Origin of the sequence: Pontiella desulfatans, from assembly GCF_900890425.1 — a bacterium.
Taxonomy (GTDB): domain Bacteria; phylum Verrucomicrobiota; class Kiritimatiellia; order Kiritimatiellales; family Pontiellaceae; genus Pontiella; species Pontiella desulfatans.
Map to the genome: position 1 here is coordinate 980,611 of NZ_CAAHFG010000002.1, position 17,319 is coordinate 997,929.

Genomic DNA, 17,319 nt, shown 5'->3' on the forward strand with positions numbered 1-17,319 from the left:
AGTCGAGTATGCGGGTGCGATCTACCACGTGATGAGCCGGGGGAACCGGGGCGATCCAATCTACCGGGACGGCAGGGACTGCGAAACGTTTTTGGATACGCTGAACGAGGCGTGTGGCCGCACGGGGTGGCGGATACACGGGAAAGGGGTCAGTCCTCGGATTTAAGTGTTGAGGGGCGCTCCGATTGATGGCATGGTCTGGGGATGCCAAGGAAACCAAGAGTCGAGTATGCGGGTGCGATCTACCACGTGATGAGCCGGGGGAACCGGGGCGATCCAATCTACCGGGACGGCAGGGACTGCGAAACGTTTTTGGATACGCTGGACGAGGCGTGTGGCCGCACGGGGTGGCGGATACACGCCTTTGTTTTGATGGGGAACCATTACCACCTGTTGCTGGAGACGCCGGAGGCGAACCTGGTGGCGGGGATGAAGTGGCTGCAGGGGACGTATACCCAGCGTTTCAATGCACGACATAAGCTTTGGGGGCATTTGCTGCAGGGGCGTTACAAGGCGATACCGGTTGACCGGGACGCAGGCGGGGGGTATTTCCCGACGGTGGCGAACTACATCCACCTGAACCCGGTGCGCACCAAGGTTTTTGACCTGGGGCAGGAAAAGCTGGTGGATTATCGATGGAGTAGCTATCCGCTCTATCTGCGCCCGTCCAAAAGGCCGGAATGGTTGGTGGTGGACCGGGTGCTCGGGGCGCTGGGAGCCGGGGACGACCGTGCGGGTCGCGAGTGGTACCGGAAGCACATGCAGAAGCGGGTGCTGGAAATTGCGGGGAACGATACCCCCCGCGAATCCGATCCGGCATGGGATAAGATCCGGCGGGGATGGTTTTTCGGGTCGGACGACTTCCGGCGGGAGTTGATGGTGCGAATTGATGATGGCTTGAAGGGGAAACGGGCATCGTCGTTCAGCGGGGAGGCCATACGGGAGCACAACGAGGCGGAAGCGGATAAGCTGATCGTGCAAGGATTAGGAAAACTCGGGGTGCTGCCTGGACAGCTGGAAGGCATGCGTAAGGGCGCGCCGGCCAAGATGGCTTTGGCCTGGTTGGTGAAAAAAAAGACCGTGGTGAGGAATGAATGGATAAGTGAACGCCTCTCCTGCGGACACCCCGCAAATATTCCGGGCTACGTCCGGCGGGTTGAATTGGCGGATGGCGGGCAGTTGGCTGAACTCAAGGAAATACTTAAATCCGAGGACTGACCCCTCGCCCCTCTGCTTAAATCCGAGGACTGACCCCTCTGCTGACCCCTCTGTCCCTCTGGTGCCCCGTGCAGAAAATTTCTTCAACGGGAAGCCGAGGTGAGAAAAACCTGACAGCAGTAAAATGTAGCGTTCCGGCAGCGTGTTTAGTTATGGACGACTGAATTTTACGAGGATTTCTTTATGAAGAAAGCGATGCTGTTGGGATTGATGTGTACTCTGGCCATGGGGTCGTATGCCGTGCCGCTTGAGAATGCCGGCAGTGCCGTCCCGTCGCTGAATGTGCTAACGGGCTTTGATACGACCGAAGCCTTCCAGCAGGTGGTCAAGAACAAGCCCGGAGTCAACCAGACTGCGATGGGGCAGGTTTTCACGCTGGGCACGGGGGCTTTCGAGCTGTCGGCTCTGTACTTGAAATCTTATACTAGTGAGGATTTGTCCAACTATTCGGGAACACTGGAACTCAAGATTTTTTCGGGAACCGGCGGAGCGCCTCTGCAGACGTTTGCCTACGAGTTCGGAACCGGCTCGGTTGCCAAGGGCGACTGGATCAAGCTCGACCTCGGTGGATATGCGTTGCCTTCGGGTGGGCAGTATTCCTTCCTAGTCTACACTCCAACGGCGGATGCTGATCATGACTGGGGATTCTGGAAGTCCAAGAACAATGAATACGGCACCACCGGTGATCACGGGCTGTACGTCTCCGCCAACGATTACACCAGCGTCTGGAATTCATCCAACCCCTGGATAAACGTCGCGCATCGTGCCGATAGCGACGACCACGCCTTTTTTCTGACCGGATCGGATGGAAGCGGCGGAGGGGTCGACAGTCCCGATACGCCGGCCGGTGTTGCGGCGCTGGCGGGCAATGGGCTGGTCAGCCTGAGCTGGGATGCCAACACCCAGGCCGGCTTCGGCCATTTTGTGGTCAAGCGCTCGACCATTTCCGGAGGCTCCTACACCGCGCTGCCCGGAGCCGTTCCCGTCACCGACCATTTCATCGACACGAACGTGGTTAACGGAACCACCTATTATTATGTGGTGTCCGCCGTGAACACCGAAGACGTGGAATCGCCCAACTCCGTCGAGGTGTCCGCTACGCCGAACGGCTCCATCGCCCGCCCGAATATTTTTGTGATTTACATCGACGACCAGGATCCCTCCTACGGCTGCTACGACGGTGCCTTCGGCATCAGCCACGACGCCGCGCTCACCCACACCCCGAATATCGACACGCTGGCCGCCGCCGGTGTTCGCTACGACCGCGCCTACGTCGTCAACCCCGTCTGTTCTCCGTCGCACACCTCGCTCTTCACCGGCAACCACGTCACCACCCTCGGTTGCCCGCACCACAAGAGCCACTACATTGACGAGCTGCCCGAAGGCCACGGCTCGCTGCCGGAGCTGCTGCGGGATGCGGGCTACTATACCGTCAACCTCAGCAACGGCGACATACGCTGGGGCGCGTCCGGCAAGATCGACACCAACTATGAGCGTCCACCGATCATGAACCCGGTCGAAGGCGACGACCCCTGGCAGTTCGACGCCATCCACGGGTTCGATTTCACGGGGCCGGCCACCGCACCATCTTGCGATCCCACCACCATCTTCATGGGCGGCAACTGGACAAACCGCCTTGCGGGGCAGCCCTTCTTTGCCTGGGCGAACATCGAAACCGGCAAGGCGCATGGCTTCGGCACCGGCACCACCTGGGCGCAGGCCAACGGCGTTGCGGTCGATCCGGACGATATCATGCTGCCCCCGTACCTCGTCGATGCGCCGATCGCCGACTGGAAGGATTATGTTGCCAAATCGCTGAACTCCATTTCATGCACGGACTATGTGGTCGGGCAATTTCTCCAGGGATTGGAACTTGCCGGAGAAGCTGAAAACACACTGGTGATCCTCGCCTCCGATCATGGGCGTGCCACCATGCGCCATAAGCAGTGGCTTTATGAAACCGGTATTCACGTGCCGATGATTATCCGCTGGCCGGGCGAGGTCGCCCCCGGTTCCGTTGAAACCAACCTCACGAGCATCATCGACATTGCCGCCACCTGCGTCGGCGCGGCCGGCGCAATCCGCCCGCCGAAAATGGAAGGGCTCGACCTGATGGGCGACGACCTTGCATCACGCGTCCACGTATTCGCCTCGCGCGACGGGGTCGACGGCACCTTCGACCGCTCGCGCACGGTGGTGGGGCACCGCTACAAATACATCCGCAACTTCTACCCGGAGCTGCCCTACATCAACGGTAGCTATGCCACCAGCAAGCTCGACGGGCGCGGCATGCAGGACGACCTCAACCTGCTGACGACCGAACAGCGCCGCTTCCTTGAAGACCACAAGGATGCGGAGGAGTTCTACGACCTGCAGGCCGATCCGTTCGAGGTCAACAACCTGGCGGCCGATCCCGCCCATGCAGACAAGGTGGCCGAATACCGCCAGCTCCTGGCCGAGTGGATGGAGTCCACCGGCGACTACGCCCCCGACGCCCACGTGACACTCGGCGGTATTGCTGCGGTAACCAGTGTGCAGACGCTGCTGAACGAATACGCGATCCTTAATGCGGATGCCGACGGCGATGGGCTGAGCTATTACCACGAGCTGGCGTTGGATCTTGATCCGAATGTGATGGATGCGTCAATGGCCACCTCCTATGTCATCAACGCTTTCCAGGAAATGGACTACACCGTGCGCAACCTGCGCGACGGGGTCTCGTACCAGGTTCAGGTTTCAACCAACCTGGTCGATTGGCAGGTTTACACGAACTTACCGGGCGACAGTGCCGGAAGCCCGACGACTCTCACGCTTCCGGCCAGCATCGCTGCTGGCGGAAAACTGTTTGTTCGGATGGTGATTCCGCAGTAGATGGTTTCTGCTTTTTAATGAGTGTTCTTCTGCTTTGGGTTGGATAGGTTGTGCGTATGAAACTGTTGCATTCAATGTTGTTGGTGGCCGTGTGCGGTCTGTTGGTTTCCTGTTCAACTAACTGTCCGGTTGAGGTGGTCGAAACAAAATCCGAAACGTCGGGACTGGTGCATCCCGGCATCCTGCAGTCCAAGGCAATGCTCGATGTCATGAAGCGGGATATCGAACAGGGGCATGAGCTGCGCACGGCGGCCTGGAACGACATGCGCAAACATCCGCGCGGTAAGCTGGGGTGGTTTGGCGATCCATGGAAAGCCCCGGAGGAAATCCTTGGTGCCGATAACCTGCATTTCAAAACCGCCGCCGCCATTGCCAACAGCCATGCGCTGCAATGGATCGTGACGGGCGATGTTTCGAAAGCGCAAAAGGCAATCAAGGTCATCAACCACTGGTCGACCACGCTGAAGTCGATCCGCCCGGAGCCGGACGACGAGCATCTGCATACGCGGCTGATCATGGGTGTGCACAGCGGCTACTGGGCGCAGGCCGGCGAGCTTCTGCGCCATTCCGGTGCGCCGTGGCCGGAGGCGGAGCAGAAGCAGTTTGAAAACTGGTTGCGTGAAGTGATCCTGCCCGCGATGGAGCCGCGCCCGAATACCTTTAACGGCAACTGGGATGCCGCCTGTACCTGGAGCACGATGGCCATCGCGGTCTTCCTCGACGACCGGGCGTTGTTCGTCGAAAATATCGAGCGGCTGAAGTCCGGCGACACCAATGCGCGGCTGACCCACTACCTGCTGCCCAGCGGCCAGTGCCAGGAAACCGGGCGCGACCAGGATCATGCCCAGATGGGTCTCGATTTCCTTGCCCGCGCCTGCGAGATCGCGTGGAACCAGGGCATCGACCTCTATGATTTCGAGGATGTGTCCATTGGGCGTTCCGTTGAATACCTTTCGAAATACAACCTCGGCCACGACGATGTGCCGTTCGAGGTTTATCCGTCGCCGGTTGGGGAGGGGAATGCGCACGACGCGGCCACGGCGCCTTCCGATAAATACCGAGGGCGCTTCCGTCCGCTCTACGAGCTGGTGTACCACCACTACCACTACCACGACCGCAAAGGGCAGGAGATGCCCTTCACCCGGCAGGTGCTGGAGCAGACGCGCATCGAAAATCCCGGCTACTATTGCGACTACTGGAACACCCTCTGCTTCGGGGAGTTGGATGATGCCTCGGGAAAGCCTTGTAAAACCGATGGAGATTGACGCTGTGAAATGCGGCCGTTTGCCCTTGGTTGCATTCCATATGGGTTTCGTGCCAAGGTGTTTTCCGGAGAGTTGATTATGGTTGCGGAAAAATTTGGTATGTTGCGGAAATGGTTCAACGCGCTTTGCCTGGCTCCAACCCTGTTGTTGGCCGGTCTCCTTTGGCTCCCCGTTAACAGCCCTGCGGCCAAGCTTTTCGCCGTGACGGCTTCTTATGGGGATCCTGCGGCGCGAAGTCTGCTGGAAGTGGAAAACAGTTCGTTCCCGGATCTGGTTAAGGATTTGATCAACAACTACCAGCAGTTTGAGGTGTTGCAATCGTACTCCGATTATTCCGCTAAGATCCGGTTTTTTGCGCTCCCGGATGCGTTTGAGTTCAACATCAATAAAAACAACGCCAACGGGCTTTACGAGGTTCGGGTTGTTTCCAAGCTGACGGGGCTGGATAAAACCTTCGAGGCGGTTGATAGCGAAGACATGCAGCAAAAAATAATCGATTGGCTGTGGGTTGAGGGCGATGACGAAGCCTTGGAGTTGCTGGAGGAGATTTTCAAAAAATCGACGGCGGTCATATCCGACGGAAGCCCCGAAGCATCGACTGCAAGAATGGCGGACAGCGCCTTTTACCTTTTCGGGTTTTACCACGGTTCGTCGCTGCAACCCGCAATGAGGGGAGCTGAGTCGGGAGCGCATATTGAACTGCGCGTCAATTCCGACTCGACGACCTTCAAGAGTCCGGTTGGAACGTTGCACGGAGACCGGCTGTCGGTTGCCATCCCGTTGTGGCTGCACTTTAACAGCAGGCTCTCCTATGTCGGCCAGATGGATGTTAGCCAGCTGGATCTTGAGGGAACCAGGTTCTACGACCTTGGGCTGCAGACCGGGCTGGCCGTCCGCCCTGTGGTGCGGAAAAGCGAGGAGCGGTTTGGATGGCAGATCACACCGTTCATCGGCGCCAAGAGTGTACTTTCTTCGGATGCCATCACGGCGGCGGTATTGTACCATGTCGGCGTCAACAACCGGTTCGAGTGGCGCCTCTACGAAAGGTCATCCCTGTCGTTCACAACTCAATACGCCGATTATCACAACATTAAAATTGAAATTGATGACTATGAGTTGAATACGGAAATTGATCAGCAGATTGTCAAAAACGGTCTCATGCTCGAAGTTCCTCTTTTCTGGAAGCCCCTCTACGGGCACCTGTTTGCAATCGATACACGGTTCATCGAGGATTTCGGTGAGAATAATTACCAAACGTATGGCACGGGCTTGAGCTTGCGCGGAAAAACCTTTGCGTTCTCCGCCAACACGATGTTTGAAAAAACGGACAGTCTGGAGCGGGTGCAATTGAGGCTGAGCCTCGGCTGGGATCTTTGAGGTGTAGTGGGAGTTAGGAATGAAGTCAAATACACCCAGTTTCAGCGCAGTAGTCGTCATTTCGTTATTGTTATGCTCCTGCTCCACATTCAAGCCGAACCCCGAAGCGATCGACAGCTCTTTGGAGCGGAAGAAAGTTAAAAGCACCGACGATGTTACCGTTTCGATGGTTATCCCCTCCGCAAAGGAAAGCGAGAAGGTCTTTGGTGTTGATCTCGTCAAAAAACGGATTCAGCCGATCTGGGTTGAAGTCGACAACCGGACCGACACCGAGCTGATCCTCATGCCCATCCTGATCGACCATGACTATTATGCACCTCTTGAGGTTTCGTATAAATTTCGCAACCGCTGGTCCAAGTCCAAAACCCGCATCAAGGATGACTTCTTCATCGACATGCAGATTCCCTATGAAATCCCACCGGATTCGGTTGCTTCGGGATACGTCTATGGACGCCGGGAAGCCGGTGTGCGTTATGCCAAGGCCATGCTTGTTCGGGATGAGCACGACCCGATTGAGCTACCGTTTGCACTGCAGGTTCCCGGTATTCAAGCCGACTACGAGCAGATCGACTTTGACAACCTCTACACCGAAGACGAATTTATCCGCATCGATGATCCCAGCCGGCTGCGGGAAGAACTCATCAAGCTCCCCCGCTGCACCGTCGATAAGAAAGGAAAGCACGAAGGGGATCCGCTCAACCTGGTGGTCATCGGCATGGCCGAAGCCGCCGGGCCGGCATTTTCCCAACGGAACTGGGACATTACCGAAGAGATTCGCTGGGGCACCATTTTCAAAACCGTACAGGCGTTCTTCATCGGTTCGCGCTATCAGTTTTCGCCGGTGAGTTCGCTTTACGTATTTGGCCGGAAGCAGGATCTTGCCCTGCAGAAAATCAGAAGCACGATCCACGAGAGAAACCATCTTCGACTTTGGCTCACCCCCATTGTGTATCAGGGAAAAGATGTGTGGATCGGGCAGATCAGCCGGGACATCGGCGTCCGCTTCACCACCAAAACTCTTGTCACACACAAAATTGATCCGGATGTTGATTCCGCCCGGCTTTATCTGGCCCAGGATCTCCTGCTTACACAACATCTTCAAGCCATTGGAACGGTTGACGGCGTGGAAAGAGCGGATCGCGATGCACCGAGAAGAAACCTGACGGGTGATCCCTATTTCACTGACGGCCAGCGGCTCATTGTTATCTTTTCTCCCGAGACTGTACCCCCGGACGACTTGCATATTCTCGAATGGCCCGAATCCGGGGAGCAGGAATAGCTTATCGCGGACACTGTGCGGAGTGGTGTCGTGGCGATGCAGAGGATGGTTGGTATAGTCCGAGGCGACACCCATCTATCCGGTTGTGAACATCACTTGCGGCCCGCCAACCACGACGGTCCGTCCAAGTGAAAAAACGACCGGCTCTACTCGCGGTAGGGTTTGAGTCGGATGGTGCGGAGTGTCCATGTGGCGGATGCTCCACCTTCCGAGAGGACGAACATCTCGTAGCCGGTGTCCTGCCGGAGCTGTCCGCTGGAACCTTCGATCGCCGCTTTGCCGGCGCTGGCCTCGGCACCCATCTGGTAGATCCACTTGCCCGACTGCGCCTTTTTGAGTAGTTCGGGACTGGAGAAGGCCAGCAGCGCTTTATAGCGCCGCCCGCCCCAGCCGCCGCCGAATTCCATCCGCGAGACCTTCACATAGGTGCGCTTTCCGGTGGCACTCTCCACCACGACCCCCCGTCCGCCGCCCCCGCCGAAAACGGGGACTTTCAGGACATTCATATCGACCAGCAGATAACCGGGCAGGGAATCCAGTTTTTCGCGCAGGCCTGCATGCTTCCCTTCGAAGCGGGCCAAGGTCTGTTCTTCCATGCGGTTGATAGCCGACTGCTTTTCAATGGAAATCGTCGTGCACCCGGAGAGGGTTGCCATCAAAAGCGCTAAAATTATGGGTCTACTCATACATGCCTTATGCCAAACTCTCACAATTCATTCTTGTAACCATCGATCCGAGAATTCAGAATTAAACATATTATTTGGGGGACTGTTATGAATTACAAGGCATTTGTTTACGGGGTTGTTTTAGTATTAGCCTGCGTGGAAAACGGCTTTTCCGCCACGAACGAATCGACTGGGGCAAAATCCCCGCCGTTGGAAAATGAGACAGAGGAATATCCTTATTTCCTGCCGTTTCTGGGGCAGAAGGCGATCGATGCCGGCGAGGAGATTCCCTTGCCGCTTGGCATTTCCGTGAACTACTACGGCGTCAGGCGCGACATCGATGTGGCCAGCGTCTCCGCCAGCCTCAACGACAACCCGCTGCAGTCCGTGGATGAATATGTTTCGTTTGATGTAAGCACCGAAGTGCAGTCGGCAACCATGCGATTGGATGCCTGGTTGTTTCCCTTTCTCAATGTCTACGGTCTGTTCGGCGGGATCGATAATACGTCGGATATCCGCGCCGATGTATCCATTGGGGGAACCAACTACAACATCCGGGCGGATGGTAGCTTCAGCGGCCTGACCACCGGGTTCGGCGCTGCGCTGGCCGCCGGTTATGCCGACTTCTTCATGACCATCGACGCCAATCAGATCTATTCCGAGCTGGGCGATGCCTTCGACACCCGTTTCAGCGGGCAGATCTATACCGCCCGCGCCGGATGGAAGGGCAAGATCGAGGGTCACAACACCCGCATTTGGCTTGGCGCCACCTATTGGGATACGGAACGCGAAATGACCGGGTCGATAGACACAGGTGGGGTCTTGGTCGAGAAGATCAATTTCCAGGTGGTGCAGAAGCCCGTCAACCCGGGCAATATGAGCGTTGGCTTCAACTATGAAATCACGAAGAAGGTGAACATCGTGGCCGACTACGGCTTCAACTTCGACGATGCCCAACTGCTGCTTGTTTCGCTGGGATACCGTTTCCATTGACGGAAACCTATCCCCTGTAAAAAAAACCATAAGAAGGAGGAGAAACCATGAAGAACAGATGTAGATGCATGCTCATGTTGGCGGCTTGCCTGTTGACCTCGAGCGTTTGGGCGGGGATCGAAGGCTGGGGACTCGGAGTCGGGGTTTTCGATGAAGACGTCGGGGTGCAAGGCCGAAAGGATTTCACGATGGGGGAAGCCGAGGTGTCGCAGATCTCACTTCAGGGTTCGGTTTTTTTCCACGACAAGACCACCTTCCGTTTCGACGCGAACTACCACCATATCCTGAACCCGGAATCCTCCTTCAAGCTCTATCCGCTGGCCGGTGCCGAGTTCTCCATCAACAAGAAGTCCAACCGCTGGGGCGCCAACCTTGGCGGCGGCCTAAACATCAAACTTACCGAACACAACGACCTGTTCATCGAACTCAAATATGTGTTCGGCGACTGGGATGGGTTCGGCCTAATGGCCGGCATCCATTTTTAATGGGGGTTCCGGGGTTCGAGCATTCCAAACAACAGAAAACAAGGCATCAACGACCATTGAATCCCGCTGAATAAGCGGGAACGACCAAGGAGGCTGACATGAAAGCAACGATGAAACCAAGAATATCGAGAAAGAGGAATAATGCGTATAACACGCCCCTAAGTGTTGCGGTGGCTCTTATGACCATGCCTTTTGGCATTTGGAGTGTTCACGCCGAAGGCAGCAACAAGCCAGTTCCCGTCAATGTTGAAAACTTTGTCAGAGCGGAGACTTCCGCGCAGTTTGATCGAGTTTTGGACATGACAGAGGGCATCAACAAATTCGTTCACCTACGTGGTCCTACCCCACTTGACAAACAGAACGTCATCCGGATGAACCGCGATACGCTTTACAGCGCAGCCATTGTCGATATCAGCAAAGGGGCGACCCTCATTGTGCCCGATGCGGGCGAGCGATATATGTCCATCATGGTCGTCAACGAAGACCACTATATCAACAAGGTGATCCATAAGCCGGGCAGACACCGACTGACGGTCAAGGAATATGGAACACCGTTTGTGAACCTGTCCGTGCGCACCTTGGTCAACGCGTCAGATCCTGACGATATCGCAAAGGCAAACGCCTTGCAGAATCAACTGAAGATCGAAGCGAAGTCTGCGAAGCCATACACCCACCCTGTCTATGACGAGAGAAGCTTCAAAGAAACCTATGACGCCCTGCTCGTACTGGGGAAAGGGATGCCCGACGCGAGTGCCACCTTCGGGAAGAAAAAAAATGTCGACTCCATTCGCCACTTGCTTGGGACAGCCTGGGGCTGGGGTGGATTGCCTGACGAAGAGGCCTATTACCTCAACGTAGAACCAAACCTACCGGTCGGCGCCTATCAGCTCACCGTCAAGGATGTACCCGTGGATGCATTTTGGTCTGTTAGCATGTATAATAAAGACGGCTATTTCGAACCCAATAAAGAAGAATCCTACAGCGTAAATAACCTGACAGGCACACCCAATGAAGACGGTTCATTTACAATTCATTTTGGAGGTGACCCTGAGAACCTGAATCATCTGCCGATTACTGAGGGTTGGAACTACACAGTGCGCTTTTATCAACCTCGTAAGAAAATCCTGGACGGAAGCTGGATCTTCCCAAAGATTGAGCCCTTGAAATAGCTTTATAAGCCAATCGGAGAACGACCCATGAAAATAAGATCCATATTGTTCCAATGGAGTTGCCTGCTGGCTGCCTTCGCTGTAGTCGGTTGCATGACGCAGAGTGCGGTAGAGAAACCGCTGCCCCCTGAAGAGGCTCGGGAAATCGCCAAAGAGGCGTATGTTTATGGGAATCCGCTGGCGGATAGCTATCGGGTGTTATACGGCTCGTTTGTGAATGCGAAAGACCCTGAGTACAAAGCGCCGATCAATGAGCTGAAAAATATTTCGCGGGTTTATACGCATAAAGACAAAGCCGTCCAAACCCCTAATTCGGACACGCCGTATAGCTGGTTATTGTTGGATCTGCGTGCAGAACCGTATGTGCTGACGGTGCCCCCGATGGAGAAAGATCGCTATTTCAGCATCCAGCTGATTGATCTCTACACGCATAACTTTGACTACATCGGAAGCCGAACTACGGGGAACGAGGGAGGCAACTACCTGATTGCCGGTCCTAGCTGGACGGGCGAGAAACCGGATGGTGTGACGAAAGTGATTCCAGCCGAAACCGAGTTTGTACTGGCCCTCTACCGCACCCAATTGTTTAATCCAACGGATCTTGAACAGGTGAAGAAAATACAGGCGCAGTATAAGGTGGACTCGCTCTCCACATTCCTTGGAACCGCTGCGCCGGGAGCGGCTCCGGAGATCGACTTTATTGAGCCACTAACGCGCGATGAGATCAAAAAATCGCCCAAGGTTTTTGAGCAAATGAACTTTGTGCTGCAGTTTTGCCCGACACATCCATCGGAAAAGAAGCTGATGAAACGCTTTGCCAAACTGAATATCGGCGCGGGAAAAACCTTCGACTGGGAGGCGTTTTCTCCGGAAATTCAGGCGGCTATCGGCCAAGGCATTGCCGATGCATGGGAAAAGGATTTTGCCGCGTTGAAAGAGGCCGCAGATGCAGGGGAGATTGGTTCAGGGGAAGTTTTTGGCACTCGTGAACACTTGAAGAACAACTATCTCTATCGCATGGCCGCTGCAGTACTGGGCATCTGGGGAAACAGCGAAGAAGAAGCCATGTATCCGAGCTACTATGTCGATGCGGATGGACAGAAGCTCAATGGGGCCCATTTCTATACCTTGCGCTTTGGAGCGGACCAACTTCCGCCTGTTAACGCCTTCTGGTCGCTGACGATGTATCAACTGCCCGAAAGCCTGCTCGTCGAGAACCCGCTCAACCGCTACCTGCTGAACTCGCCCATGATGGACGATTTTGTACGCGATTCGGATGGAGGCATTACCCTCTACATCCAGCACGAGTCGCCCGGAAAAGAGAAGGAACCCAACTGGCTTCCGGCCCCAGCTGGACCGTTTTCTTTAAATTTACGCCTCTACTGGCCCCAAGAAGAGGCGTTGAACGGATCATGGCAGCCGCCCGCATTAATTAGAGAGTCGAAGTAACCAGCAACGAAGGATTCAAATTCATGAAAAAACAACGGTCTAAGGTCAAATTTCAGTAAAGGGCGATTTTGAATGTAAGAAATCTAACGATCAGATTACTATGCAAAACCTGAATCATAGGAGAATACATAATGAAAACTGGCGGAAAAAAAACAGTGTTGTGGAATAAAGCGTTGCAGTTCGTTTTTGGGTATTTTGTTATTTTGGCCCTTGCTTCACCCTGCCTTGCTGCGGACGACGCTTCGCCTGCTCAAAAGTCCAAGGAGGCGGTAAGTCGATCCGCGCAAAATGTGTCCGATGGTGTTGCAACATTGCAGACCCGGATTTCGGATAACCGCCTGGTAAACCGGACGCGCGACGAGAATGTGGCGTTTGTTATGATGGGCGTGCTGGTCGCTTCCGTTGCGGGTATGTTCTCCAAGGTCGGATGTACCGGATTGGGCATCGCAGGGCGTTTGGTTCTTGGGCTGGGCGGTGCGTTTATCGGGGGCATGGTGGTGCGTGTTGCTGAGATAGATTTTGCGTGGGGAACGATAACCATCGGTTATGAGGAGCTGTTGTTTTCCCTGCTCGGTGCGGTTGCCATTGTCGCTGCATCGCGGGGCATCCAGTATCAGCTGAAGAAAAAAAAGTCCAAATAGTTTGGCTGCCCATGCGCTGGCGGAGATCGGATGCCGGTTCAAATCGGAATGCTTCCTTATTTTTGCAACAAGGGGATAAGATGAAATTATTACAGCCTATTGCCCTCCTGCTGCTTGCAGGTTCCGTTGCCGCCCATGCCGCGGAGACCAACCGCGTGGACGGGGTTGAGCCTGATGAAGAGGAGCGCTCCTGGGTCGCCGCCCCGCTGGTGGTAATGAATCCTGCATTCGGGAACGGCGGCGGTGCAGTCGGCCTCTATTTCTTCCGCCCGGACCCGGCCGATACGGTTTCGCCGGCCTCGACGGTCGGCCTCGTTGGGCTGTATTCGGGCACGGACAGTTATTTCGCCGGACTTTTTGCCAAGGCATTCCTGAGGGAGGACCTTTGGCGCGTGGCGGGCGGTGCCGTTAATGGAAAAATCAACAACGAGTTCGAGATCGGTGGATTCAACGAAACGGTTGAGTTTTCCACCCTGGTGAACGCGGTCTTTGTGCGGATCGACCGCCGCATTTCCGGCAACTGGTTCCTCGGCGGCAACGCCGGTATTGTGGATATCAACTACCGGGAAGGGAACGACGCGAGCAAGATCTATTTCGACCTCTTCAATGTGGAGGACAACCTCTCCGGCCAGTTCGCCTTCATCGGTTTCCACGATTCGCGCGACGACATCCGATACCCGGAGACCGGCAACTATTCCGAGGCCACCCTGACCTTTGTTCCCGAATGGCTCGGCTCGGTGGAGGGCTACCACGCCCTCGAAATGTTCGCCAACCAATACGTTTCCACGTTCGAGCGCCAGGTGCTGGCGCTGCGCGCCTACGGACGCTTCACGCCCTCGGGCACTCCCTATTCAGGGCTTTCAAGCCTGGGGCGGCAGAGTGATTTGCGCGGCTATACGTCCGGCGAAAATATCGCGGAAAACCTGATGGCCTTGCAGGCGGAATACCGCTGGTTCCTGACCCGCCGCTTCGGCGTGGTGGGATTTGCCGGGGTGTCGGAACTCTACAACGGCTCCATCGAAAACATCAATGGCGACACGTTCTACCCCAGTGCCGGCCTGGGTTTCCGCTACATGCTGCACGAAGAGAACAAAATGACGTTCCGCTTCGACTACGCCTGGGGTTCGAACGACGAGAGCGGCTTCTATGTCGGTGTCGGCGAGGCGTTTTGAGCCATCAGTTAATTCCTGCTAGTTCCCGCATCCGGGCGGGGGCCATGCCCGGATCTTGGTGGTGCCGATACCGTGAGGCTCAGCCCTCCCTTGCGATATGCCGCATTGTATGTTTCACAAGATGTGTTGGTTTTTACGGTCTACGCAGCTCGATGCTGCTTGGCATGAAGAGTTCCTTGTCGGTGATGTTTTCTCCGGTGATCGTGATGGTGTGGTTGCCGGGATCGAGGTGGACGGTTCCAAGTTCGTGCGGAACATATTTCACCTTTTTGTCGTGATCCGGTTTCGGCTGGGTTTTAACGATGCCGGTAAATTTTTGTCCGTCCACCGATACGGCATAGCTGCCGCCATGCCGGCCTTCAACGGCCACATAAACGAGGTCGAGCACCAGATTGATCGGCTCTTCGACCCGGAGGTTCCAGGTGACCTTTCCGTCGTTCATCGCCTTCTTGTTCCAGCCGACCACGCCGTTGTCGCGCGGGCTTCCGTGTCCCCACTTCAGGCCGCCTTCAAACTTGGATTCAAAAACGTGCAGGCGTTGGGAGGGCATGTTGGAAACCAGCAGGATGGTTTCGTCGTCTTCGATGCCGGCCGGTTCGCCGTCGGTTTCAACCACGATGACCGTGTTGACGGGGTCGAGCGGTTTTTCGGGGGCATCGATCTTCCAGTCGTTGGAACCGCTGCGGGCAAACTTCAGTGCTGCGCCGTTGGCCAAGAGCGAGGCCTTGCTGATCGGCGTTGTAAGCCCGGCCAAGGTGATTTGCCCATCGGTCGGCCAGCGGAAGACGTGCAGGTAGAGCTTGTTGCCCTTGCGCGAAACATGGCCGAAGGTTTGCGGCGGAAGCGGCGTGTGTGTGGTGCCATAGATGGATTCGCCGTTCACGTCCATCCACTTGCCGATGCCTTTGAGGATTTCGACATCCTCGGGCGCAATCAGCCCGTTGCCCATGGGGCCGACGTTCATGAGCATGTTGCCGCCGCACTCGGCGGTGCGCGCCAGCAGGCGGATGAAGAAGGAGGCCGGCTTGTGGCTCTTGTCTTTGGCGTGGTAGCCGTAGGAGAGGTTGGTGGTGGGGATGCCTTCCCAGACGTCGTGCTCCTTGTGGTAGGGCTGGATGTCGTCGGGCTGGTCGCAGGTGGAGGCATAGTCGCCTAGACCGTAGCCGATGCGGCCGCTGACCACGATGTTCGGATCGGCCTTCCGCAGCGCCTTGAGCACCATCTGGTTTTGGTAGAGCGGAACCCAGCCGGGGGTGTCGAACCAGATGATCTCCGGCTGGTAGCGGTTGATGATTTCGAGCATTTGGGGAATCGACTTTTCCTTGATGTACTGTTCGGAGCGGGCGATGTGGTCGGCATGCTTTTGTAGGTTGTACCAATTGCTCCGTTCCGTGGGGTGGTGCGGGAAGTCCCAGGTGTTGCGCTGCCCACCGGGGTGCGACCAGTCCTGCGCCTGGGAATAGTAGAAGCCGAAGTGGACGCCGTGTTTCTTGCACGCGTCGCGCAGCTCGGCCAGCGGGTCGCGCTTGAACGGGGTCGCGTCGTCAATATCCCACTCGTTGACATCTGAGGGCCACATGGCGAGGCCGTCGTGGTGCTTGGCGGTGATCACGAAATATTTCATGCCGGCGGCCTTGCAGAGCCGGATCCATTCGTCGGCATTGAATTTAACCGGGTTGAATTGGGCTGCGACATCGGTCGCGTAGTTATCGAGCGGGATTTTATGCGAGCGCAGGATATGCTCGGAATAGCCAGTGGAAACCTCTCCGTCCCATTCGCCCGCTAGGACAGAATAAACGCCCCAGTGGACAAACATGCCGAACTTGGCTTCCTTATACCATTCCAGCCGCTGGTCGCGCTTTTTCATCGATTCGACAAACCATTTCGGGTCTTTTTCGGGTTCGGGATAGAGGGGTTGGGCGGAAACTTTCGGGGCAGGGGCTCCGGTGCGGGGATTCCATTCGTCGGCCGACAGCAGGTTGTCGCCGTTCTTGTCGAGTTCGGCAAACCGTTTGGTGTATTTTCCCGGGTCGAACTCGCGGCCGACCTTTTTGTTGTATTCGCGTTTGTTGGAAAAGAACTGCTCGATATCAATTCCTTCCGCCGCAAAGGCAGCGGCGGCACCAAGCAACAAGGCCATGCTAAGGCTGGTGGTCGTCGTCATAATATAAACTCCTTTTGGATTGCCCAACGGCACCGGCTTGGGCCGTGGCGTTTTCTGTAAATGCTTCGGGCAATGTGGTGAGAACGATGCCGCAAATGAATCGCAAAGCATCATTTGACCAAAAACCGCCCGTAAAATAAAACATTATATTTAACGTGGTTTAGCTGTTTTGGCCAGCCTGTTTTTGGGAAACCTTTTGATCATTCAGGTGAGAGTGACGAACGGTTAAGTGCTATTGAATGCTGGCTTCGACTTTAAAAAAGCTGCTCGACGGGTTCAGGCTGCCTAAACAAAATCGGTCGGTATCGCCGTGGCTCCCAACCAATCCTGGGTGACCGACCAGTGGGCCAGGCCGGGGCTTTCCCAAACGCGGTACAACACTCCCGTGGCGCTCGGCCAGGCAAGTCGGAACGTTCCAGATGTTGGAACCGGTGAGGCATCGGAGATGGCAAACATGGAATCCGGGTCGTCCGGGTTGGTGCCGAGCGCAATCTCCAGCGCGTCGGTCAGCCCGTCGCCGTCGCTGTCCGCCGGGATGGCGGTTCCGGCGATGCGGAACATGAAGTCGAAT

General features: G+C 56.0%; 13 protein-coding genes and 1 pseudogene. 11 read left to right on the forward strand and 3 right to left on the reverse strand.

The window, feature by feature from the left end; all coding sequences use genetic code 11:
- Positions 1 to 204 precede the first annotated feature (204 nt).
- The 5 genes from E9954_RS19660 to E9954_RS19680 all read left to right on the forward strand — a co-directional run bounded on the left by E9954_RS19660 (position 205) and on the right by E9954_RS19680 (position 8,010).
- Positions 205 to 1,218, forward strand: a complete 1,014-nt coding sequence (locus E9954_RS19660; protein WP_136080982.1) for a transposase — start codon at positions 205 to 207, stop codon at positions 1,216 to 1,218.
- A gap of 183 nt (positions 1,219 to 1,401) precedes the next feature.
- Positions 1,402 to 4,089 (forward strand): sulfatase-like hydrolase/transferase, encoded by a 2,688-nt coding sequence (locus E9954_RS19665; RefSeq protein WP_136080983.1) that lies wholly within the window; start codon positions 1,402 to 1,404, stop codon positions 4,087 to 4,089.
- Positions 4,090 to 4,145: 56 nt separating this feature from the next.
- Positions 4,146 to 5,354: an alginate lyase family protein gene (locus E9954_RS19670; RefSeq protein WP_136080984.1), complete on the forward strand. Its 1,209-nt coding sequence runs from the start codon at positions 4,146 to 4,148 to the stop codon at positions 5,352 to 5,354.
- 78 nt (positions 5,355 to 5,432) lie between these two features.
- A complete protein-coding gene (locus E9954_RS19675) occupies positions 5,433 to 6,731 on the forward strand; it encodes a hypothetical protein (protein WP_136080985.1) in 1,299 nt (432 codons plus the stop codon).
- Between the two features lie 19 nt (positions 6,732 to 6,750).
- On the forward strand, positions 6,751 to 8,010 hold the full coding sequence (locus E9954_RS19680; protein ID WP_136080986.1) for an LssY C-terminal domain-containing protein: 1,260 nt from the start codon (positions 6,751 to 6,753) through the stop codon (positions 8,008 to 8,010).
- A gap of 146 nt (positions 8,011 to 8,156) precedes the next feature.
- Here E9954_RS19680 and E9954_RS19685 read toward each other — a convergent pair whose 3' ends face one another.
- Positions 8,157 to 8,696: a lipid-binding SYLF domain-containing protein gene (locus tag E9954_RS19685; RefSeq protein ID WP_136080987.1), complete on the reverse strand. Its 540-nt coding sequence runs from the start codon at positions 8,694 to 8,696 to the stop codon at positions 8,157 to 8,159.
- Positions 8,697 to 8,783: 87 nt separating this feature from the next.
- On the opposite strand from E9954_RS19685, the gene E9954_RS19690 reads away from it, so the two are divergent.
- The 6 genes from E9954_RS19690 (at position 8,784) to E9954_RS19715 (ending at position 14,584) form a co-directional block, all read left to right on the forward strand.
- Positions 8,784 to 9,668 carry a hypothetical protein gene (locus E9954_RS19690; protein ID WP_136080988.1) on the forward strand — a complete coding sequence of 295 codons (885 nt, stop codon included), beginning with the start codon at positions 8,784 to 8,786 and terminating at the stop codon, positions 9,666 to 9,668.
- A 47-nt stretch (positions 9,669 to 9,715) separates the two neighbouring features.
- Positions 9,716 to 10,153 carry a porin family protein gene (locus E9954_RS19695; protein ID WP_136080989.1) on the forward strand — a complete coding sequence of 146 codons (438 nt, stop codon included), beginning with the start codon at positions 9,716 to 9,718 and terminating at the stop codon, positions 10,151 to 10,153.
- 98 nt (positions 10,154 to 10,251) lie between these two features.
- Positions 10,252 to 11,322: a DUF1214 domain-containing protein gene (locus E9954_RS19700; RefSeq protein ID WP_222847250.1), complete on the forward strand. Its 1,071-nt coding sequence runs from the start codon at positions 10,252 to 10,254 to the stop codon at positions 11,320 to 11,322.
- Positions 11,323 to 11,415: 93 nt separating this feature from the next.
- Complete coding sequence (locus E9954_RS19705) at positions 11,416 to 12,771, forward strand: DUF1254 domain-containing protein (RefSeq protein WP_342793827.1); 1,356 nt, start codon at positions 11,416 to 11,418, stop codon at positions 12,769 to 12,771.
- A gap of 131 nt (positions 12,772 to 12,902) precedes the next feature.
- On the forward strand, positions 12,903 to 13,412 hold the full coding sequence (locus tag E9954_RS19710) for a hypothetical protein (RefSeq protein ID WP_136080991.1): 510 nt from the start codon (positions 12,903 to 12,905) through the stop codon (positions 13,410 to 13,412).
- Between the two features lie 80 nt (positions 13,413 to 13,492).
- Positions 13,493 to 14,584, forward strand: coding sequence for a BamA/TamA family outer membrane protein (locus E9954_RS19715; protein ID WP_136080992.1), 1,092 nt, complete (start codon positions 13,493 to 13,495; stop codon positions 14,582 to 14,584).
- Positions 14,585 to 14,717: 133 nt separating this feature from the next.
- Here E9954_RS19715 and E9954_RS19720 read toward each other — a convergent pair whose 3' ends face one another.
- Entirely contained in the window at positions 14,718 to 16,748 is a 2,031-nt protein-coding gene (locus E9954_RS19720) for an alpha-L-fucosidase (RefSeq protein ID WP_168442426.1), read from the reverse strand.
- 456 nt (positions 16,749 to 17,204) lie between these two features.
- Positions 17,205 to 17,276: pseudogene (locus E9954_RS33915) on the reverse strand (hypothetical protein); the annotation flags it as partial.
- Positions 17,277 to 17,319 lie beyond the last annotated feature (43 nt).